The organism is Arcticibacter eurypsychrophilus (genome assembly GCF_001730525.1).
GTDB classification, from domain to species: Bacteria; Bacteroidota; Bacteroidia; order Sphingobacteriales; family Sphingobacteriaceae; genus Arcticibacter; species Arcticibacter eurypsychrophilus.
This window is the reverse complement of sequence record NZ_MDFN01000005.1, coordinates 82118-106173: the sequence shown is the minus strand read 5'-3', so window position 1 is coordinate 106173 and position 24056 is coordinate 82118. Positions and strand designations below refer to the sequence as shown.

The window sequence follows — 24056 nt, the reverse complement described above, 5'->3', positions numbered from 1 at the left end:
ATAATGATTAATTTGGTTTGTTTATTTTTCTGATTTAATAGCGAAGATTCCTTTTTTCAATCCTTCAGATTGCGCTTCCAGTTGGATAGTCCCATTATTGCTTCCCGCCTTTAATAGAAAAGTAGCTATCCCTGCTTCTGCATTTATAGTTTGGCTTCCTACAATTTCCGCATCGCCCTTCACATTCAGTTGAACAGAAGCAGTGCTTTCAGAAAGAACTGTTCCTTGTTCATCTATGATTTCGGCATAAATAAAGAGTATATCGTTTTGTCCGGCTACTAATTGTTTTTCACTATAGTCTGGTCTTAAACGGATTGCAACAGCTGTCCCCGGAGTTTTTCGCTCAGAGACAACTGCCTCTTTCTGATTCAAATAACCTACAGCGCGTAGCGTCCCTGCCTCATAAGGGATTCCTGTGTAGGTAAAAGGAGGATGGGCCAAATTAGTGGTTGTACTGTTCTGGTCTGGTTTTCGTTTTCCCAAAGAATGGCCATTCACAAAAAGCTCTACTTCGGTACAATTGCTGTAAATGGTGACACTTGAATCGGTTGAGGCATTCCAATAGTTTGCAATGTAAAGCATAGGCTTATTTCCTGCATCCCTCTGGCTCTGGTAGAAATAAAAAGAGAATTTAGGCAAACGCATGATATCCATAATTCCTGACGACTCAATATCATCGGCATACCCTCTCTTATAATCAAACATTAGCCAATTGGCATCTCCCACTGAAGGGCCATACAGGTTGTCATTGTGTGATTCCTGAAAATTTAGCGCCTGTTGCAGTAACCGCTCAGCACCCGATCCTCTTAACTGACGTGAAGTCCGCTCATCCTGTTTCAGATCCTTAAACGTCTTCTGTTCAAAACCTGCATTCTGGGCGTAATATTCCCAATCCCCATACTCGGCAATCAGAATAGGTTTATCTTTAGAATACTTTTTCCAATAATCAGGAGCCTTTGCATGTTGGCGTGCCGGAACATAAACATCATAAACATCATCGATCCAGCCACTTGTATAGGTGTCAGGGAAAGGCATTTCCTCATGTGCCGCAGTATGAGCAGCCTTCATATAATCCTTGCTCATCGCAGATTCATTCAGCGATGGCTCCCATAATATGATAGAAGGATGATTCCTATCTCTGCGAATCATATCACGAACATCCTGAATACTGTTCTTTTGGAACTCCGCATTGCCAAAAAACTGCCATCCAGGAATAGCATCCATGACCATGATCCCTAACTCATCACATGCATCAAGGAATGCAGGTGACTGCGGGTAATGAGAACTCCTGACAAAATTAAATCCAGCTTCTTTTATTTTTACGGCATCCCTGTATTGGGCACGGTCAGAAAGTGCATTTCCCAGGTAAGGATATTCCTGGTGACGGTTAGTGCCCCTGATGTTTACTTTTTGACCATTTAAAGAGAATTCCCCCTTAACAAATTTCAGCCCTTTAATTCCTGTGGTTAAAACCTCAGTATCCAGAACCTTGTCATTCTGAATCAATTCAACCCGTACCGAATACAAGGAAGGACTGTCGGGAGACCATAACCAAGGATTAGTTAATTTACACCTTTGTTTGAAAGTTCCGTATGCACCTTTTCCCAGTTTCTGACTTTCAGAAGTAAACATTGCTTTTTGAACATTCCCCAGCTTGTCCATAAGTGTTATTCGCACCTTTGCTTCAACATTAGTAGCCAATCCGTTGAATATGTCTGTCCGGATGTTCATTACCGCTGATTCTTTCTTTACATCTTCCCAATGAATCAATACGCCTCCACCGGCAATCCTATTTGGAGAAATTGGATCAGAGATCCGTAAAGGATTTTGCTTAATCAGAAACACATTGCGGTATATGCCACTATAATAATTAAAATCGAGATCTGCTAACGGCTTTCCCGGAGGGATAATTGCATTGTTACGGTTATCCAGTCTAACCAACACATTATTTTCCTTCCCGTAATTGATGTATTTAGACACTTCTACATAAAAAGGAAGATATCCTCCAAGATGTTTATAAACATGTTTTCCGTTCACATATACATCCGCTTCCTGCATAGCAGCATCGAATTGCAAAGCGATATATTTTCCTTTATCAGCTAAAGGGACACTAAAAAATTTCCTATAAAAACAGATGCCCTGCCATTGTTGTAACTTCTTCTCAATCGGTTCTAAATTAGCAGTATGCGGAAGAGAGATAGCAAGCCAACCCTCGTCACTCCTTTGAATTAATCTTTTAGAGAAACTGGTATCCCTATCCTTAATAAATTCCCAGTCCTTATTAAATAAAGTCTTTTTCTGGGCAAATATTGAAAACGTAAATAAGATACAACAACTGGTAAAAAATAGCTTTTTGAACATGGGACGGTTTACTGTTAGAGCTTGCAAATAACTGCATTAAATCAATCAGACTTTAGTTCATATATCCATTTTTTTAGTTCTATTGTACATACTTATATAGCATAATACATACTATTTTTCTTAATTTAGCGATAGAATCTACAGTTACTTAACATTTTAACTTATTGAAAGCAATTTTTACTTTAACTTTTCTCTTAGCTCTGTTTTCGATTGACCAGCGAAGCTATGCGCAACCTAAGCTCCAGTTTAAGCATCTAGGAAATGAACAGGGTTTGTCTAATAGTACGGTTGAATGTATTTTTCAGGACAGCAAAGGTTTTATCTGGTTTGGCACCAGGGATGGCTTAAACAGATATGACGGAAATCAGTTTATTGTATACCGCACCATTGCCGGCGACTCAAGCAGTATCAGTGATAACTATATTAAATATATTTATGAAGACAGGGAGAAAATTATTTGGGTCGGCACCATAAATGGACTTAACCAATATGACTCGCGAAAAAATAGGTTCATCAGGTATAAACACCATGCAACTTCCCCTTTCAGTATCAGCTCTAACCATATTACCTCTATTTATGAGGATAAAAAACATTTCCTTTGGATCAGCACCTACGGGGGTGGATTGAATTTATTTAACAAAAAGACGCAACACTTTAAATCTTTTTATTCCACATCAGATCAAATCAAAAACACTAAAAATATCAATCATCTGTTTGAAGATCGTTCTGATAATCTATGGATGGCTACCGATAAAGGGTTGATACTATTTAACCGTAAAAAGTTCTCTTTTCATCTTTATCCCCAGGCCACATCCATGCTAAAAGCAGATAAACAGGCTCTTCGTTTAATCAATGAAGATCATGACGGGAATCTGTGGCTTGGAACAGAAGAAAGCGGACTTATTTGCTTCTCATTAAAAACCAATAAAGCAATTCATTATCATCACAACGAAAAAGACAAACATAGCTTGTCGAGCGACCTGGTTAGGACCATATTAGCAGATAAAAGCGGTCAATTATGGATCGGTAGTATTAATGGAGGCCTTGACCTGTTTAACAAAGAAACAGCCACTTTTTATAATTACACCAATGAACCAGATAATCCTAAATCATTATCACAGCGAACAGTATCATCGACATTAGAGGATAATCAAAGGAATCTATGGATTGGTACGCATCGTGGTGGTGTCAATCTACACGCTCCCCTTGCCTATAAATTTAAGTTATACCAGCAGGGAACCTCTCAAAACACACTGAGTTATAACGATGTAAAAGCTTTTTGTGAAGACAGCAAAAAGAACATCTGGATTGGCACAGATGGCGGAGGCTTAAACCTGCTGAACCCTTTATCGGGTAAATTTCAATCCTATAGATATCATCCCTATGATGCGACAAGTCTTGGATCAGATGCCGTTCTCGATATTACTGAAGACAGCAGGAAAAATCTTTGGATCGGAACATGGGGAGGGGGACTAAACCTAATGAACCGGGAAACCGGAACATTCAAAAGGTTTATGAATAACCCTGGAAATGTACATTCAATAAGTTCTGATTTTATCCAAAAAATATTTGAGGATAGCAGAGGCCGGTTATGGATTGCAACCTATTATGGTGGGCTAAACCTGTTTGACTATAAAACGAAAACGTTCACCCGATTTATTGGCCATGCAAATAAATCGGGACAGATTTCCGGTAATAACATCATCACCATAAATGAAGATCAGGCAGGCAGTTTATGGGTAGGCACAGATGATGGAGGATTAAACCGAATCGATTCCCAGTCAGGAATAATAACCCAATATTTCCAAAAAGAAGAAAAACTACCAGATATCAGGGTCATTTTTTTGGATAGTAAAAGTAGATTATGGATAGGACAAACTGGATTATACCGATTTGATCCATTAAAAAACAAGTTTAAGCTGGCCAGTAGCAATGCAGACTTGTCTTCCGAATTTATAAAGGGAATTATTGAAGATAAGCAGGGCTACTTGTGGATATCAACATCAAACGGGCTGATTAAGTACCATCCTGATACACATCAATATAAAAAGTATAACACAGGAGATGGAATCCAAGGTTCTGAATTTGAATCAAATGCTTATCTAAAAACGAGTAACGGGGAGTTCTATTTTGGTGGCATCAACGGGTTTAACCGCTTTTTACCATCTTCCATACAAGTGAATCAATTTGCACCACCCATATATATCACTGATTTTCAAATTTTCAATAAAAAGATCATTCCCCTAGACAAAAACTCCCCTCTTCAAGAAGACATACTTTATACTAAAAACATTAAGCTGACTTATAAACAGTCGACCTTCTCATTCAACTTCTCCGCGCTTAACTATGCGGCATCTGAGAATAACCAGTATGCATACAAGCTTGAAGGCTTTGACAAAAACTGGAATGCGGTAGGGAATGAACATAAAGCGTCTTATACCAATCTTGATCCGGGAGTTTATACTTTCAAGGTCAAAGCTTCCAATAATGACGGTATCTGGAATGAAGAAGGAGCATCCGTGCATATCATCATCAGCCCTCCGTTCTGGTCTACCTGGTGGTTTAGAACTCTGATTATTCTCATTCTTTCTGGTAGTCTCTATTGGTTCTATCGCTTTAGGAAAAAACTTGCTCTCCAAAAAATGGAAGAAAGCAAAAAAGAAGAAATACATCAGATGCAACTGCAATTCTTTACCAATATTTCGCATGAATTCAGGACACCATTAAGTCTGATTATTGGCCCTGTAGAAAAGCTTTTAAAAGATGATCCACATTCCGGATTTACTTCTTTGTACCATAGCATGTTTAGAAATGCAAAAAGACTGATGTCGCTGATCAATGAATTAATGGACTTTAGAAAAGTAGAGTCAGGCGCTTTAAAATTAAAGGTAATGCCCGGAAAACTACACTTGTTTATTGCTGAACTAGCGACCGAATTTAAGCAAGTAGCAACCGACAAAGAAATAGATTTCCAGGTAAACCAAGTCGCAGACCAGACAGATGATTGGTTTGACCGCCAGATTATAGAAAAAATACTTTTGAATCTTCTTCACAACTCATTTAAATACACGCCTACAGGAGGAACTATTAAGCTTGATATTCTTGATCATAATCCATCACCTGCATTTGCCAATCAGCTGGTACTGAAGGGAAAGTATAGTGCAAAAAGTTATCGCTATATCCGGATAGCGGATAATGGAATAGGCATATCCAAAGATTCCATCCAGCATCTTTTTGAACGATACTATCGGATTACAGACGCACATTTAGGATCGGGTATAGGATTAGCATTTGTTAAAGTCATGACTTTTTTACATAAGGGATCGATCTATGTATCCAGTGAACGAAATGAAGGCACCGAAATAATTATCGCACTGCCAGTAGCAAAAGAAGATTACTTAAATGAGGAGCACTGGGCTTCAAGCAATACCGATTACACCAAACTCGAGAGCATTTATTCGCCATCCATGGAGCAGATCACTGATTTCTTCCCCCATTCCTCAAAGGAGAAACCAACAGCAGTGAATAAAGCCGGATTTATTCTTATTGTAGAAGACAATCAGGAATTAAGACAATTTCTGAAAGAAAGTCTGGAACCTGTATATCAGATTGCAGAGGCCGCTGACGGAGAAGAAGGCTATTTGAAAGCTAAAGAATGTTATCCCGATCTGATTATCAGCGATGTCATGATGCCACGCAGTACAGGAATTGAATTCTGCCGAATGATTAAGAACGACCCGGAGACCTCCTATATACCATTTATTATGCTCACTGCAAAAGATGCAATAGAATCAAAGATTGAAGGACTTGGATCGGGGGCTGATTATTACTTTTCTAAACCTGTAAGTATAACGTTCTTGATGCTGACATTGCATAACCTGTTTGCTCAGAAAGAGATTATTAAAAAACATTTTTATGAAAGCTCACATGCAGTAGCACTCGAACTTGTTCATACTAAAAAAGATAAAAACTTTGTATCTAACCTGATGCAAGTAATTGAAAAAAATCTCATGAATACAGATTTAGATGTTGATTTCGTATCTCAACAAATGGGCATGAGCAGAACGAAGCTCTATCAAACTATTAAAGAAGCAACAGGACAAACTATAGGAGAATTGATCCGGACAGCACGTCTTCGTAAGGCCTTAGAAATCATGACCAATGAGGACATTCCATTATCTATAGTCATATATAGGGTTGGCATTCAAACGCAATCTTACTTCACTAAGGCTTTTAAGAAGGAGTTTGGCAAAACACCTTCCGTTTACATGAGTGAAATAAGAAAATAAACAAACAAGGCTGCATTGCGAATAATGATTCCATCTGATACAGAAACAATTACTAACAAAACAGCCTTATCCTTCAACCTAAAAATCAATCGTTCTTCAACGTATCAGGAACCACTACTTTTGTCCCATTGATACTTACATTTTCGAACTGAAGATTCTTTACATAATCAATTTGCATCGGAACCTCAACCCCTCTGATATTGCAATTAATCAATTTAAGATTCTCTACCGGAGACGATTTATATGCCCTTACGTATACACCATATTTCCCTCCTCGTTCCACATCCACATTCTCTACCCAAATATTACGAATAGTGGGTACGAAATTGCCTGAATTTTCATAAAACATATTACAAGTGATCGCTGCATCTTTATACGTTCCCACCTTGATATCCTTCATGAAAACATTTTCAATAATTCCACCACGTGAAGAACTTGTTTTAAGTCGTAATACACGGTCCAGCTCCGGACTATCCATAATACAATTGATTGCATAAATATTTCTGGCACCACCGGCAATTTCACTGCCAATAACCACACCACCATGACCATCTTTCATTACACAACCTTCAATGATATGATTTTCTGCAGGACGGCCTATCCCCCTACCATCTTCATCTCTGCCCGACTTAATAGCAATACAATCATCACCGGTATCAAATAGACAATCTTTTATCAGGACATTTCTGCAAGATTCAGGGTCACAACCATCGTTATTAGGACCATGAGAAACGATCTTCACCTTTTCAACAATCACATTTTCACACAAAACCGGGTTGATAAACCACATGGGAGAATTCACCATCTTCACATCTGCAATCCTTACGTTCTTACAGTTATAAGGCTGAATCATGTTAGGACGAAGATAATGGCCATCCCCAAAGATTCTCTTTTTGGGATCAGTTTTCTGTTTCATGAATTCATGAAGAGCTTCACGTGCTGGAGTCTGCTTAGGCATTCCTTCTTTCCAACCGAATCTTGGGCTTCCATTCCAATTCCACCAATGCTCATTATCAGCATTACCATCAATCGTACCATTTCCTGTAAGTGCAATATTTTCTTCACCATAAGCATAGATCAGCGAAGAATAATTCATGCACTCCATGCCTTCCCAGCGAGTAAATACAATCGGATACTCCTTGACATCCCTGCTAAAAAGAATCTTCGCACTGTCAACAAGATGCAACTCTACATTGCTTTTCAGATATATAGCTCCGGTTAAAAAAGTTCCCAGAGGAACAATAACACGGCCACCTCCTTTTTTATTACAGTCCTCAATTGCCTTTTTAAAAGCCATCGTATTGCTCGTTGTTCCATCTCCTACAGCACCATAGCTTGTTAATAAAAAGTCCTGTTGCTTAAATTTCGGAGGAGTAATTTTTGCACGAAGCAACTCCATTTCCTTCAATGGCTCGTCAGAAGATTTCCATACAACCGCTTTATTTGCCGTAACACAAGAAGTCAATAATAAAGTTATACAGGCTGTAATGAGTAGAAAAGATTTACTTTTTGTTGATTGCATAGTTAGAATTTATGATTGTATAATTTCACAATAGGGCTCTGATTAGCTCCAAAGTAAGGAATCTCTTGTAAAACAGTATTGCAGTTTCAGTTTAATGATGACGATCAATTCTTTAATTCGTTAATATACACTTCTACATTATCGTAAGCAGTACTCAGGTTTTTGCCATTTCTGTCAGATGTACTATTGGGATTTAAGCCTTTAACCTTTTCCCAATCATCTGGCATACCATCCAGATCGCTATCTAAAGGAGCAGCAGTAGAATTATAAAGAGGCCAGCCTCCAACATCGCTCTGGCTGTCGATAATTCCTGAAGGATGTGTAACTCCGGGGCTAGTTACAGTTGAGTATCCTTTACCTTCATAAGATGCCGTACCGGTACGAGCATCATTGACAACCCGTAAATCTACCGCATCTCTTTTAGGAAAAATTGCTCCTGCACTATCAAGTACTGAAAAATATGCCTGTTCTGCTGTTTGGGTTTTTATTACTCCAAAGTCTGCAGGCAACACTTGCCTTGCAGATGCCATAAGTGAAGATCTTCTATAATAACTATCTGGTTGTACACCTTTGGCTATATTATCTAATGTAACATCAGAATATCCATTTATGTAGTTCCCGCTAATATAAAATTTCCCACCAAATAAGGTATCAGGATAAACTTTAGCATCCGTTCCAAAGTAAAAACTGGTATAATTAAGAATTCTGTTTCTCTTGTTGCTGACTGAGCTTGTAGTTAGATTACCGGGAGTCGCAGGCCCTGCCTTATAGTAATTATTGACTATGTTGACATATCCACCTTCATTACCATAAGCAGAATTTACATTTCCCCAATTGTAGATCACATTATTACGAAAATCCACAATTTCCAGATCCGGTTGTCCCGAATATCTGCTCCCATTAAATCTTGGTGTACGGCTAGTATGACTACTGATCAAGTTATGGTGAAAACTGGCTTTCTGACCACCCCATATTCCTCCATAACCATGATTGCCCTTAACATGTCCAGCAGCAAACAAGCTCTCACTAAGGATACACCATTGCAAGGTAAAATTCTTATTATCATAAAAACTTCCTGTCTCATCAACTGACCAGCTCAGGGAACAGTGATCGATAATAATATTCTGATGATTTCTGCCATTCATTGCATCATTTTCCACCAATACCTCATTCCCTAACCGGCAACGTAGGTAACGTATGATCACATTATCGGCATTAATAGTGGTTGTGTAATCACTTAAGCAGATTCCATCTCCAGGTGCCGTTTGCCCAGCAATAGTCACATCTCCATTATTTATATTCAAAGTACTCTTCAGAATGATTCTTCCGGAAACTTTAAAAACAATGATTCTAGGCCCGGTAGTTAAAATTGCGGCTCTCAAACTCCCAGATCCGCTGTCATTTAAATTCGTCACCATAATTACAGAACCTCCACGACCTCCTGTCGTATTCCGTCCAAAACCTTCTGCTTGTGGAAAAGCCAAAGCCTCCTCCACAACAGGAATGATTACAGGTAAAACAATGGGTCCTGAAATGTCCGTTCCGCTTGTTTGTTTCTTTTTGCAAGATGCAAATGAAAGCAATGATATAGCTGTAAATAATAAGATGTATCTAAATTTCATTTAATTAAAATTTATAAAAGGCATATTTTAGCTCGTAAGAATAGATGCAATCCTTTCATCTTAAGGGCATCTGTAAATTATTTAGATAATATCCTTTCAAGTATAAAATTCATTTCAATCATCCAACGTTCACATAGACCTGTCCACATTTCTGTTGAGCCGGGATTATTTCTTAAAGCGATTGCATGTCCTCCTTGTGGAAAGATATGCAGACTTGATGGAATGTTTTTATCTACTAACGTTTGGAAAAATAACAAGCTATTTTTAACATTGACTGATTTATCATTAAAAGCATGCACAATAAAAGAAGGCGCTGTTGAGGCGGTTACATTTAAATAAGGCGAATACTTTTTAATCATTTCATTTGATGGATTTTCACCTAACAAATTTTTACGGCTTCCAACATGAGCAAATGTACCCAGATCAATTACTGGCGATACTAAAATACTAAAATTCGGATGCATAGAGATCTTATCCAGTGAATCGCCAATGGCTGTGAGGTCAATTTCTGCTACACTTGTTAAAGCAGCCAGGTGGCCTCCGGAGGACGACCCCTGAATCCCTATTTTATCCGAATTTATAGCCCATTTAATGGAATTTGCTCGAATTATTTTAATTGCCCGTTGTGCATCCTGCAAAGGCCCCTTCTCCCTTTCCACTAAATCAGGAGAATTGGGTAAACGATAATTCAGCACAAACGCTGAAACGCCCATAGTATTAAACCATTTGGCCAATTGCGTTCCACTAATCACATAGGCGAGGCGTTCATAGCCACCACCTGGACAGATTAAAACTGCAGCACCCTTATTTTCAGTTTTAGAAGGAAAATAGGCAAACATCCCTGGAGTTCCAACCCTGAATATTCTTTCATTAGCTATGCTATCTTTTAATGCCATCCCTTTGGAATTGGGCATTTTACCTTTAGGCCACAATGGAATAAACTCCTGTGCCTGTACATGAAGAGCCAAACACAAGCTGATTACTAAAGTGATTTTAAAACGCATTATTTCGATTTAATTGCTTCTATTCTAAACCAGTCATAGTCTGCCGATCCCGAATCATTAATCTGTGTATCTCTAGTCGCAAATAATCCTATTTTAGCACCTATCCATTTACCGGGTGTTGCTTGAAATACCGGACCAGCATTGTTGAATTTAACCCCATCAGTACTATAACTAAATGCGCATTTAGCTCCTGCCTTAACACTAACCCTTAAATAAGCAGTTCCATTTTTTAATTTAGTTATTACAGTTTCTTTTTCCGCAGCACCTTTATCCGCTTTTTCGCAAAGCGAGTAGACCAGGTAAATACCATCTTCTTTACTTTTCAAACTGATACTGGCGTAACTTAAACCCATAACGACCAGACCTGTCTTTTCATTCTGAATCGCAATATTCGGATTAAAAGTAAGCTTCGTTGTCGCCTTAAATTCATCAGCAGGAGTTTTCTGCATCAGCACATTAGGAACATCCCATAAACTCTTTGCATCTTGAGGAGCCTGGCTAGTATATAATTTAAGAACACCCTTTGACACATCCATAAAAGACCATGTTGCCTGCGGGTTTGCCTGCCACTGCCATTGAAGTCCCGGTGCCAGATCATTGAACTCATCGCTTTCTGCAGGAGTAACAATAGGATAAGATTTACCCACATTAGGTTTTTTATAGGCCATAACCGGATCTCCTGATCCATCACCATCGGTGTCAACGCCGATAACAGGCCAGTCTTTTACCCATTTCATAGGCTGAAGGTGTACCACTCTGCCATAAGCATCCTTATCCTGAAAGTGAAGGAACCAGTCCTCACCACTTTGTGTGTCTACCCATGCACCCTGATGTGGCCCGTTTACAGTACTTTTCCCTTGCGCCATAACAACTTTACGTTCATAAGGACCATAAATATTTTTAGATCGTAAAACTAGTTGCCATCCTGTAGACACACCACCAGAAGGAGCGAAAATGTAATAATACCCGTTTCTTTTATATAATTTCGGACCCTCAATCGTTGGATCAAGTTCATGACCATCATATACAATTATTCCCTGATCTAATGCTTTCGTCCCATCTTCACTTAATTGCTTAACAGCAATAATACTTTTAATTCCTGCCCGACTTCCTGCATAAGCATAAGCCAGATAAGCCTGACCATTGTCATCCCATAAAGGACAAGGATCAATTAATCCTTTTCCTGGTGATACTAAAATAGGATCAGACCATGGCCCAATCGCTTCTTTCGCTTTGGTCATATAAATCCCAAAATCCGGATCAGGATAGTAGATATAAAATTCCTTGTTATGATAGCGGATAGAAGGAGCCCACACACCATTACCATGCTGTGTTTTCTCAAAATGTTCAAAAGGAGGCTGACGTTTTAAGGCATGCGTCAAGATGGTCCAGTTAACCAGGTCTTTTGAATGAAGGATCGGTAGACCAGGAACAGCATCAAAACTAGAAGCTACCATATAAAAATCATCCCCTACCCGTACAGCATCCGGATCAGAATAATCAGCATTCAGTATTGGGTTTTTATAAGTTCCATTACCCTGATCAGCTACCCAAACCTTAGATATATTGTTTGCTGTGCCTAAATTTTGAGAAAAACCCTTTATCCCTATCAACAAGGTAATACTTAATACGAATATGTTTTTAAAATTAATCATCTAACCTTTTTTATACATTATCACCAATTACCTATTTAGCGCTATTTATTCAGCCATTGCGTTGAACCGAAAATATTATTTAGCGTGTATTGCTTTAATTCCTTTTTTGAAAGCTGCTTTGACCACTCAACCCTTTGAGCAGTAAGCGCTCCGGGCCCTTTACTTGCATATTCGCCATAATAAGCTGTTTTCTCTTTATCCGGAAACATAACATCCCCTTTCCATGGATTCCATCCCTCTGGGATAATATGACTACCCATTTCCGTGCGAATAAACACAGTCTTGGCAAAAGGTCTCCAAGGCCTTCCGAGATAAACGACTTTAACCCCGGGGTCTGCTGTGAGCGTACAATCAAAGAAAACATAGCCAAATTTCTGATCCGGTCTTGTTGCAGCAGCAGTTATATAAGAATCCGCAAGACTTTTTATCGTGCAGCTTTGAAAAACCACAGTGGCCTCCCCAAATATAAAATCCGTTGTACCCTCGATATAGCAGTTTTCATAATACTGTCTGCTACTTTCATCTGCTGTATACAACGTATCCTGATTTCCTAAAATGCGACAGTTCTTAACGGTAATCTTATCCCCTTCAACATGAAGAGCAACCGCTTGCCCCACTCTACCTGCAGTATTTTCAATGGTCAAGTTTTCTAAAGTAATGCCATTCCCCTGTATCAACACCGTAGAAGATGTAAACGTAGATATCTTATCTAAACCCACGGCATCTTTTCCTGTTGAAATCACTTTACCAGAGTAGTCATCGCCTGTAATGATTGTATTTTCAGCACTTTCACCAATCAGAGTCAGGTTTGTTTTCGAGGAAGGAATCAAAATTTTCTCTTTATAGGTACCATTCTTAATAAAGATAGTAACCCTTTCCTGCCCAAGGTCGCGAACTGAATTTATAGCTTCCTGAATAGTTTTATAATCATTATTCCCATTCTGGCTTACCGTTATTTCTTTAGGGTATTTAACTTTTTGAGCATATATACTTCCAGCGAAAAAAACAAAAAGAAGAGTTGTAAATAATATCTTAAATTGGTACTTCATGGATGCATTTGAATTTAGGATTATAGTCAAAGAATAACTTCGCACATGTGGAATGATAGTGTTAACTTAATTTAGTTATTGGGTTGGCTTAAACCAATATTGGCTGTTATTATTTCAATTTTAGGTTTAAAAAATTACTTTCCGAACTAATCACATCTAAAAATCTATGCAATCGTTGTAGTAAAAAGTATTTATCGTATAAGTTATTATCTTTACTTAACAGAGTTAAGAGCCTAACGTTCCAGTTGATTAATGAGGTAAGATAGATTAATAAAATCGTTAATAGATTCATGTTCAGCAGATAAATTAGCCGAGCTAAAAGCCATACCCATCCCTGCAAACGTTGGTACAAACTTAAAACGTTGATCTAAAACCCAGGTATAAAAATTGGTTGAATAGGTATAAATTTTACTTAAAAGGGCTTTTATTGCTTGACCCTAACGTAATATACATTTTAATTCTTTCTAAATAGGCATTGCTTTGAATAACGCAATGCCAATAAAAATTTAATTTGCATTTTTCTTCAACCATTTTGAATAGCCTTTTTCTAACAGTTTTTCAGGCCATACGCCATACCAGGCATAACCGTTGCGCCTTTCGTAACCTATTTCCTGGATCGAATATTTCACAATGCCATCCCGGTCACAAAAGAACGGTTTGTTGGTATCGATCTCATAATATCGTGCCCATATGGTTGATGAACTGTCAGGTACCACTTTTCTATCCGTTCCTTTCGCTGTACCGGGAGCATCCACATTGACAACTTGATACCCTTCAATCTTCACCGCACTGAACCATTCTACAGCTGCCTTTATAGCATCTTTTACCTCTTGGGACGGATTGGATTGAACCATGAGAAAATCAACGATATTGTCACTTTCGGAACTACTTAAAGAAGGCAATTCAAAAGCCCTGGCTTTTGTCGGCTTCAGCGTTACCTCATCGTACTGTTGACACCAGGCTGTCCGCTTGCCATCCACCTCGATCTGCGTTTTCAAGATACATTGAATCCCCTTGTCTACTGCAAGGGCACTAGGTGCGACTAAAGTAGCGTTGACCACTTCCAGGTCGTTCTGTTTTAACGCTACGTCCTGTAATACCTCCATCACATTAATTATTGCATTGTCGTTAAAGGTCACTTGAGCTCTATACAGATTCTTCTTAGGATAATATTGAGGCCACCCTCCATTATCATATTGCGCTTTTAACAGGTAACGGATCCCGTTTTCAGCAGCGGCCAGATACTTCGGATTTTTGACTGTTTTATATGCCTTAACCAGGTACCTGATTTCTTTGGTAGTTGATCCATTGTCTATGTTTGCATCCTCTTTTTTAGCCGCAATAGCAATCTCCGCTTTCACAGGTGCGGTAAATTCTACATTATAGTCAAAGGCTTTACCTTTAAATTGTTTAGACCAACCACCACTACCTCGCTGAAAAAGCAACATATTGTCTGCTTGCAAATCCTGTGCATTTAACTGCACAAAAAAAGAGCAGGCAATAACGCTTAAAAAAAACTTCACATTAATTCTCATAATTTCCTTTTGGACATGTTTTATCATGTAATGTACTTTTAACTGTAATCTTATATTGGTCCCCAAATCTATCTGATTAGTTTACCCCGCCGTAAAAAAATCAGCCATTAATTCAGCTTGTTTTAAAACAGTTTCAATTGCCTTCGCTTGCTTATCCGGAGGATAACCCCATTTAGTTAGCGTTCGCTTTACAATGACCATAAGCCGTGCCCGGGCACTTTCCCTTATCGTCCAATCAATTGTTGCATTAGCTCGTACTTTATCTGTTATTTCACGGGCTATTTCCTTCAATTGGTCATCACCTAGAATTTGAACCGCGCTGTCGTTGATTTCCAATGCGTTATAAAAAGCGATTTCATCTTTTGTAAGGCCCAATCGCTCTCCTTCCCTATCCGTTTCTTTAATCTCTTTCGCAATATGAATAAGTTCTTGTATCACTTCCGCTGTCGTGAGCAAGTTGTTTTGATACCGTTTAACCGATCCTTCCAACATTTCCAGCAACTTCTTACTCATAACCAAATTAGTCCTCGAACGAGTTTTAATTTCATCATTTAACAACTTTTTTAATAGCTCAAAAGCAAGGTTCTTATGTTTCATCCCCTTAACTTCAAGTAAAAATTCATCCGAAAGAACCTCCAATCCTGATATTTCAGGTTTATCAATACCCGCTGCTTCAAAAATATCAATCACCTGATCAGAACTTAAAGCCTCATCAACTATTTGTTTAATAGCTGTTTCCATTTCAAGATCAGATTTCCCCGATCCTCCAGTACCTTCAAATTTCACCAGTCGGGCCTTTACAGCCTGAAAAAAAGCAACATCATCTTTTATAACCATCGCTTTTTCATGAGGAATAGATAAAGCAAAAGCCTGACTTAACATCGATACCTCACGCACAAAACGATTCTTCCCATCCTGTAAACCCAAAATATGTTCTTCAGCCTGCAGAATAATAGATAACTTCTCTCTTGGACCTACACTAAAAAAGCGTCTGTAGTTAAATTTAAGACTATTTTCATAATAAGCTTCCGGTTCTTCTGCTAAAATATCACCTTGAGTCTTTGCTTTTTCATTGAAAAGTTGATCAACAACCTCAAGCTTCTCTTCCATCAACTCAATAGCTTTATCCAAATCAAGGGTAGGTTCGCCCTTACCCCCTGCATCAGAATAGAATGAAAGAGCCTTTTTCAAATCGGAGGCTATACCCAGGTAATCAACAATTAACCCACCTGGCTTATCTTTAAAAACCCGATTTACTCTTGCGATAGCCTGCATGAGCGAATGTCCCTTCATCGGCTTATCGATATATAACGTATGCAGACAAGGAGCATCAAAACCAGTCAACCACATATCGCGCACAATAACTAAACGCAAAGGGTCTGCAGGATCTTTCATCCGCTCAGCCAGCTGTTTCCTTTCCGGTTTAGTCGTATTATACTGTTGCATATCAGGGCCGTCGGCACTTGCAGATGTCATGACGATTTTAATCATACCCTTACTCAGCTCCTTGTTATGCCATAACGGTCGTAACTCAATAATTTCGCCATATAATTGAGCAGCAATCTTTCTGCTCATCGCCACAATCATAGCCTTACCATCAAAAACGTGTTGCCGCGCCTCAAAATGATCCACAATATCTTTAGCAATGTTTTTGATACGTTTTTTATTCCCTACAATAGCTTCAAGTCTGGTCCATTTAGCCTTCGCGTTCTGATCATCTGTAACTTCTTCATTTTGCTCCTGTTCATCATCATACTCGCCAATCAGTCGCTTACCTTCTTCGTCTAGGTTTACTTTAGCCAGTCTGCTTTCATAGTAAATCCGAACTGTTGCTCCGTCAGCCACAGCTTGAGAGATATCATATATATCCACATACTGACCAAAAACCTGGGGCGTATTCACATCAGTGCTTTCAATTGGCGTACCGGTAAAACCGATATAAGTTGCGTTTGGCAAGGCATCACGCATATACTTAGCAAAGCCATAGGCGATTCGTTGCCCTATAGTTTCTTTTGTATTTTTATCTTTAACCTCTTTGATTGAAGCTTCAAAACCATATTGAGTACGGTGCGCCTCATCAGCGATTACCACTATATTTCTCCTGGACGAGAGTTGATCATAAACCGACTTTCGATCTTCAGGCAAAAACTTCTGAATGGTGGCAAATACGATTCCGCCGCTGGCCACTTTCAAGAGTTCTTTTAAGTGCTCTCTATCTCTTGCCTGAACCGGCTCCTGTCTTAATAATTGTTTCGAAGCAGCAAAAGTATCAAATAGCTGATCATCCAAATCATTTCTGTCGGTGATCACTAAGATGGTAGGATTTTCCATTTCAGGAGCAGTGACTAATTTTCCTGAATAGAAGACCATACTTAAGCTTTTACCCGATCCCTGCGTATGCCATACTACACCCCCCTTTTTATTTCCGTTTATTCCTGATGCGATAATGGACGATTCAACTGCTTTTTTTACTGCATAATATTGATGGTAAGCCGCTAATTTTTTTACCGTTTGTATTTTTCTAATACCGGTTTTAAGATCTTCGTGAGAAGTTTTTTCAAAGACAATGAAGTTGCGTAAAAGCTCTAAAAATGTAGATGGATTTAACATCCCCATCAGTACAATTTCCAGCTGTGGATTAAAACGGGAAGCCTCTTTTTTCCCATCCTTTGTTTTCCAGGCCATAAAACGACTGAAGCCGGCAGATAGACTTCCGGCCTTACATTCATGACCATCCGAAATTACACAGATGGTATTATAAGTAAACAAAGAAGGTATAGTTGCTTTGTACGTTTGTAATTGCTCATATGCTTTCCGAAGTGTCGCATTTTCATCCGCAGCATTTTTCAGTTCAATGATTACCAATGGAATACCATTCACAAAAAGTAATACATCAGGACGTTTATTCTGATTATTTTCTAAAATGGCATATTGGTTGATGACTAAAAACTCATTGTTTAAAACCTCCTCAAAATCAATTAATGCCACTTCATAACTGCGGTCTAAACCATCCTGATGATAGGGGATTTTTACTTTTTCAATCAGTAATTGATGGAAGGTTTCATTATTATGTATCAGATCCGGAGAATAAATGCGCAATACCTTTTGTACAGCCTGTTCCTGCGCCTCCACAGGAATATCCGGATTGAGAGTCCTTACCGCTTTACGTAACCGATCAATTAATATAATTTGCTCAAAACTATCGCGTTCTGCTTGTACTGCTCCTGGTCCTATCATCAGACCAGGGATATAGGTCCAACCTATATGCTGTAAAGTTTCAATGGCAAAGGTTTCTATATTACTTTCGGTGATGGGTTTCATAGGTTATTGAGTACTATTCAAATATACATTTCAGAGCTACAGTTGTTAAATTTACATCTTTACTTTGGCTTCACCGCTCATTAATTTCGGTAGAAGAGTATCGCGAAGTTTAGTTATTGTATAGATTTGACTTTGGTTACTAACTATTTTTGTGAATAGTGGTGTTACTTCTTTTTCAAACTTTTTAATTACATTAGGCTCAGGAAGTTTTATATTGTACTCTTTGAAGGTGCTTGTTGTAATAGTATCAAAGACACTTCCATAAGCAGCTGATTGTAGTTCGTTTACAGAGTTAGCTATAAGTAAATAAGTAAAAAAATAACAATCATCATATTTGGGTTCTATTCCATAATTAGACTGGCTAAATGCCATTGGTTCATAAAGCATACAATATTTTCCAACTGTGCCCCTTGCCGATATTACCGTACTAAACTTAGGTAAAAGATTTGAATTACAACGTTTTAATCCTGATTCAGTAATTGTCTTTTCAGTATTCATAACTACACTTTTGTGGTTCTTAGAAATATCTCCGCCTGAAAGCCAATTAATGTTTCCATTCCAGTATTCAGAAACATTAGTTTTAGGAGTTCCGCCACCAACCAATTCGATCGCCTCGTATAAGCTCATTTTATCCCAATCATCCTCAGCCTCCTCTACAAACCATTGTCTAAAAAGAGTTTCTGCTAATTGTTCTAAGGTTTTGTTCTGTTTATTTAGTAATTCTATTTTATCATCTAAACTACTAAGAGTCTTTGATATAAATACTTGCTCATCTATGGGAGGAAGCGAAATCTTTATATCGTTAAGAACCGGTACAGTTAAACTAGGTACAGCAGAACCTACGTTTAAACTAGCAAAATCAAGGATCGTTAATTGATAAAATAGAAATCTAGGAAAAACAACATCTTGATTAATTTTACTCCAAAATAAAGTATCAACTGTCCAAAATGGTTGATCTAGGTAATAGATGTTATTCAATGACCCTTTTCGTGGTATAAGTATTGATTCTCCTTCATAAATAGATTTATCAGCATATCGCATAATTCCACCACTTCCATAAACAGGTATGTTCCCAGTTGTGAGGCTTTTATGGTCTTTCCCATACTTTATCTCGATAACCTCTCCTAATATATACTCCTTCCACCTGCTGTAAACCTCAACCCCAACCCGATCAATATGCTTTACCAATGCAGGTTCATTTATTTTATCATAATCCAATAAATCTATATCATAAGGCAGATTAAGCGCATCCAGTTTAACACTTAAACTCAATACATCTTCATAATCTAAACCATACCCTTTAACTGCTAAATCTATATCAGAAGCCTCGCGGTAATTCCCCTTAGCTCGCGAACCAAAAATCATTGCTTTATCAATCCTAGCATTGCCCTCAAGCACCTGCTGAATACTATTAATTAAATCTTCCGACAGACCAAATGTCATGCTCTCACTCATCCCTTAAAAATTCTACTTGCAGTCTCGTTTGTAATTGAATAAACATAGGATGATAGTGCTCCACTATAGCATCTGCTATTTCCCTTGCTATTTCTTCGTTATAAGTATGTGTGGTTTTTATTCGACTATTCACCATCTCCATCCACAACTCCACATTTTTAATCAAATCCCGATTAGCCGCCAGTTTAAAAGCATCTCTGCTACCCTGAATATCAATCACTCCTTGATTAGAATAGTAATCCTTAATTGTATTCCAGGCAAGTTCGTATGTATACTCGAAGGCTTGAATCAATCCTTGTTCTTCTAATTCATTTAACTCCCCTTTGTCAATAAACTTCTGCAACTGCGATAGAGCCTTTGAATAATTGTGGAAACGTTGTTTCCAGCGTATGTCATTGTTTTGCATGAGTAGTGAATATAATTTTAGAAAGGTTTTCTGCAATTCTTTTATTCAATTCTTCCTCTTCAGCGATCTGCTTTTCAAGTTCAGTCTTTAACGATGTGAAACGTTCTTCAAAGTTAAAATCATCTTCCTCGTCTGCCAGACCTACATATCTTCCCGGAGTAAGTACATAATTCAATTTCCTTACCTCCTCAATAGTAGCTACCTTACAAAAACCAGGCACATCTTCATAGTTACCATCCGGATTACGCCAATTATGGTAGGTCCCTGCTATAAGATCGGTATCAACCTCACTTAAATCCCTGTTTTTACGACTTACCAAATGACCCATATTACGGGCATCGATAAACAATATTTCATTTTCTCTTTTTCTAAATCCACTCGTACTTCTATTCCTTGATAGAAACCATAAACAAGCCGGGATCTGCGTGTTCAAAAATAATTTCGTAGGAAGATTTACAATGCAATCTACCAAGCCCTTCTCTATTAAAGCCCTCCTTATATCACCTTCACCCGTTGTATTCGTCGTTAATGATCCTTTGGACAATACAAATCCAGCTTGACCAGTCGGTGCCAAATGGAAAAGAAAATGTTGTATCCACGCATAATTCGCATTTCCTGCTGGAGGAACTAGTTTTTCACCAAGCACTTTCCAACGGGCATCATCGCGTAACAGTTCACCACTCCAGTCACTATCATCGAAAGGAGGATTAGCAATGATAAAATCAGCTTTAAGATCGGTATGAAGGTCATTTAAAAAAGAACCTTCGTTGTTCCATTTTACATTGCTGCTATCTATACCTCGAATGGATAAGTTCATCTTAGCTAACCGCCAAGTAGTTTGGTTACTTTCTTGTCCATATATAGAAATACGATCCGCAGGATCTAATGACAACCCAACATCCCCATTCTTTTTATAATGATCACGATGCGATTCGATGAACTTTTCACTTTGCACAAACATCCAACCACTGCCGCAGCAAGGGTCAAATACTCTACCTTCATAAGGCTCTAACATTTGAACCAGCAATTTCACCACGCTTCCGGGAGTATAAAACTGGCCACCCTTTTTACCTTCCGACAAAGCAAACTCACCCAGAAAATATTCGAACACCCTACCCAGTAAATCCTTACTTTGTGCTTCTTTAGTACCTAATACTGCCGAGCTAACCAAATTTACCAAATCACCAAGACATGTTTTATCCAATTTCTCCTGAGCAAACACTTTTGGCAAAACCCCACGTAAGGATGGATTATCCTTTTCAATGGCATCCATAGCATCATCTATATCTTTTCCAATGGTAGGTTGAGGCGCTCTTCCCTGAATCCAATTCCATCTGGCCGAAGGAGGTACATAAAAAACTTTTTCCGCTATGTATTCATTTTTATCTTCGGCATCAGCACCTTCATAATCTCCCTTACCCTCAACCAGCTTATTATGCAATTCCTCAAATGCATCAGATATATATTTCAAAAAGATAAGACCTAGTACAACATGCTTGTATTCACCAGCATCCATATTCTTGCGGAGCTTATCAGCTGCTTTCCAAAGTTTTTTCTCTAAGGGTTCTTCTTGTTCGTTCTTTGCTGTCTTAGCCATTATGTACGTAATATCAATCAATGGCTGCTAATTTAAGATTTATATTAGCAATTACGGTTGACTAAATCGCTTCTGATTTGAAGGAATTTATATTTATTATGTTAAATCTAAATGATAAAAATTACATTTCATGTCTTAATGAATTAATACTCGAATACCTTATTTTTTTTTGAATGAAACTCTCTTTTTAAATAAGTCGCAGGGAATTACTTCCTTAGTTTTCATCTTATTACTGCTTATACTTAGCTTATGGATACTATTGTTTATTTTAAGCATCAGTAGATTACCTTTATAAAACATCTCTTTGATCTTTTCTTCCCTGCCCGGATAATTGGATAGTTTCATATCAATCTTTTTTAATGGGTAGTCAGATGGCTCTTCGGATTGGAAAGCCCCGATAATAGAGCAAGGACTAAACTCTTGACTATTCAGCAAGATGCATTCATTGGTTTGACTGACATTTGAGTACAATATCAGCGACATACTGACCAAAGCCAAACAATCTTCAGGAACCTTTTCGTTAAAAGTGATGACTTGTCCTTCAAAACTTTGATATCCTTCAAGATCGACATCCTGAAAGCCCAAGTTTTCATAATACTCTTCCCTGAAGTTAAAAGCAACCAGCATTAGCCTTATGCGATGTTTCATATAGGCTCCGCTTGCGTTTCTAGGCCTTTTGACACCTGTTTTAGTGTCTAATGAACCCAAAGTTACACTGACTAAACCTTCCTCACTTTTACCTACCGAATGGCTCATTTGCAGCACTTCATGTAGTTTACTGTTTGCATTAAAGTCCATTCCGCTAATTAAAGACAGATCCCCATCATGCAAATCCCTCTTCCCTTTTTCCCCACTTACATTGTTCAATATCGACCGGTACACCAGTTGAGTGCTCCTATAAGCTGCCGCTCCATCTTTAAAGAAGTAAGCCGATTCAAACGCAGTCCGGATCACTGCCGCCGCCGAACTCGAAAGCCCAAATTCAGTAGCACTCCTGATTGTTTTTTCGGTCTGTTTAAATGCTTTTGCCTTACCCTGAATGATGTTCTTTCCCCGGTACGCACGGTAGATTACCGAACCTGCAGTTCCGTGTACCATTCCTTTGTTGTCTATAGTTGCCATAGTGTTATGTTATTTGCATAAAGTGACCACAAAAGATTCTTAAAAACAAAACACTGACTAAAACTTCTTAAATCTTCGGTGAAAAGACATATTTTTCCTATAAAAGGTAAATGAAATTGGATAACCGCTATAAGACATATAATTCAAGCAAAAACAAACTAATAAGATTCCATTAAAAGTCCGACTTTAAATACCCCAGGTTGGACTCATACCTGATTCTTATTGCATTCTTATCAGAATCATTTACTATCCTTCTACACCCATTTACCAATCAACCCTAAGTAATGATGGCGTCCTATAAGGAGCTATTAAACAAATAGTAGATTTTTGTTAAATCGTTGTTATTTGACCGAAGTTAAAATACGCACCTTTTAACTACCTTAGTTCCTTGCAAAAGTAAAGTACTTTTAATCTGGCACAATATAAATCTGTAAACCTGAGGCATGATTAAATGAAACATCTTCTAACCTACCTTTCTTTCGGACTACTAATTGTTTATGGGTGCTCGCCTAAGATATCTGATTTATCTTATACGACTTATAAAAATCTACCAACGGTTGATTTATGCGATTTACCAAAATATAGGAACCAGAATGTTTACTTGAAATGTAGTTATAGCGGAGTTGAGGAGTATTGGAACCTCAATTCCATAAAAAATAAAGGATGCGGTCAACAATTGCTAGTGGACCTAGACTTTGTTAATGACTATGGCGAAATACCGAAAAGGTACAGAAGAAAATTGCAAAAAGTGCATAACAATTATCCTGTATTATACTTATACTTAGAGGCTATAGGAGTTTTTGAAACCGAAAAAGGTAGTTATGGGCACCTGGGAAGCAATAAATCCAGGTTCTTAGTGACTAAAATCAATAAAATGATACTGGTGAAAAAGTAAAATAAACTATGCGACAGCACCACTTACTACGATTAGCAATTATTTGTAAATTGAATAGATTTTGAACAAGAACAAATAAGAATTGCATTACATGAATTGGGGATTGTGTCAATATATGCGCGATAAGGGTATTAAGAATCTTCTTGTTTTCAATTCGTGACTGATCTTTTTACAAAATCTTCGGTAACACCGGCAAACTAGCTACTTTTGATACACTCAAATC

The 24056-nt window shown here is 38.1% G+C and carries 14 protein-coding genes; 2 read left to right on the top strand and 12 right to left on the bottom strand.

The window, feature by feature from the left end; translation table 11 throughout:
• Positions 1-21: 21 nt before the first annotated feature.
• Entirely contained in the window at positions 22-2361 is a 2340-nt protein-coding gene (locus BFL47_RS04375; protein WP_069658588.1) for a glycoside hydrolase family 2 protein, read from the bottom strand.
• A gap of 164 nt (positions 2362-2525) precedes the next feature.
• On the opposite strand from BFL47_RS04375, the gene BFL47_RS04370 reads away from it, so the two are divergent.
• Positions 2526-6650, top strand: a complete 4125-nt coding sequence (locus tag BFL47_RS04370; protein WP_245681301.1) for a hybrid sensor histidine kinase/response regulator transcription factor — start codon at positions 2526-2528, stop codon at positions 6648-6650.
• 85 nt (positions 6651-6735) lie between these two features.
• Here BFL47_RS04370 and BFL47_RS04365 read toward each other — a convergent pair whose 3' ends face one another.
• The 11 genes from BFL47_RS04365 to BFL47_RS04315 form a co-directional block, all read right to left on the bottom strand.
• Positions 6736-8172, bottom strand: a complete 1437-nt coding sequence (locus tag BFL47_RS04365) for a glycoside hydrolase family 28 protein (protein ID WP_069658587.1) — start codon at positions 8170-8172, stop codon at positions 6736-6738.
• Positions 8173-8276: 104 nt separating this feature from the next.
• On the bottom strand, positions 8277-9794 hold the full coding sequence (locus tag BFL47_RS04360; protein ID WP_069658586.1) for a pectate lyase family protein: 1518 nt from the start codon (positions 9792-9794) through the stop codon (positions 8277-8279).
• Between the two features lie 77 nt (positions 9795-9871).
• Entirely contained in the window at positions 9872-10798 is a 927-nt protein-coding gene (locus tag BFL47_RS04355) for an alpha/beta hydrolase (protein WP_069658585.1), read from the bottom strand.
• Complete coding sequence (locus BFL47_RS04350; RefSeq protein WP_083257002.1) at positions 10798-12453, bottom strand: glycoside hydrolase family 43 protein; 1656 nt, start codon at positions 12451-12453, stop codon at positions 10798-10800. Before BFL47_RS04350 ends, BFL47_RS04355 begins: the two co-directional genes overlap by 1 nt.
• 41 nt (positions 12454-12494) lie before the next feature.
• Positions 12495-13502, bottom strand: coding sequence for a pectinesterase family protein (locus BFL47_RS04345; protein WP_069658584.1), 1008 nt, complete (start codon positions 13500-13502; stop codon positions 12495-12497).
• Between the two features lie 506 nt (positions 13503-14008).
• The gene (gene pelA, locus BFL47_RS04340) at positions 14009-15064 is read right to left on the bottom strand and encodes a pectate lyase (RefSeq protein ID WP_211480928.1); all 1056 of its coding nucleotides are present in this window, start codon (positions 15062-15064) and stop codon (positions 14009-14011) included.
• Positions 15065-15118: 54 nt separating this feature from the next.
• Entirely contained in the window at positions 15119-18358 is a 3240-nt protein-coding gene (locus BFL47_RS04335; RefSeq protein WP_069658583.1) for a type I restriction endonuclease subunit R, read from the bottom strand.
• Positions 18359-18409: 51 nt separating this feature from the next.
• Positions 18410-19813: a restriction endonuclease subunit S gene (locus BFL47_RS04330; protein ID WP_083257001.1), complete on the bottom strand. Its 1404-nt coding sequence runs from the start codon at positions 19811-19813 to the stop codon at positions 18410-18412.
• The gene (locus BFL47_RS04325; RefSeq protein WP_069658582.1) at positions 19806-20219 is read right to left on the bottom strand and encodes a nucleotidyltransferase substrate binding protein; all 414 of its coding nucleotides are present in this window, start codon (positions 20217-20219) and stop codon (positions 19806-19808) included. Before BFL47_RS04325 ends, BFL47_RS04330 begins: the two co-directional genes overlap by 8 nt.
• Positions 20206-21816, bottom strand: a complete 1611-nt coding sequence (locus tag BFL47_RS04320; protein ID WP_069658581.1) for a type I restriction-modification system subunit M — start codon at positions 21814-21816, stop codon at positions 20206-20208. Before BFL47_RS04320 ends, BFL47_RS04325 begins: the two co-directional genes overlap by 14 nt.
• 159 nt (positions 21817-21975) lie before the next feature.
• A complete protein-coding gene (locus BFL47_RS04315) occupies positions 21976-22938 on the bottom strand; it encodes a hypothetical protein (protein WP_069658580.1) in 963 nt (320 codons plus the stop codon).
• Positions 22939-23389: 451 nt separating this feature from the next.
• Here BFL47_RS04315 and BFL47_RS04310 point away from each other — a divergent pair, with 451 nt between their 5' ends.
• Complete coding sequence (locus tag BFL47_RS04310) at positions 23390-23833, top strand: hypothetical protein (protein WP_131677934.1); 444 nt, start codon at positions 23390-23392, stop codon at positions 23831-23833.
• The last annotated feature ends 223 nt before the right edge of the window (positions 23834-24056 follow it).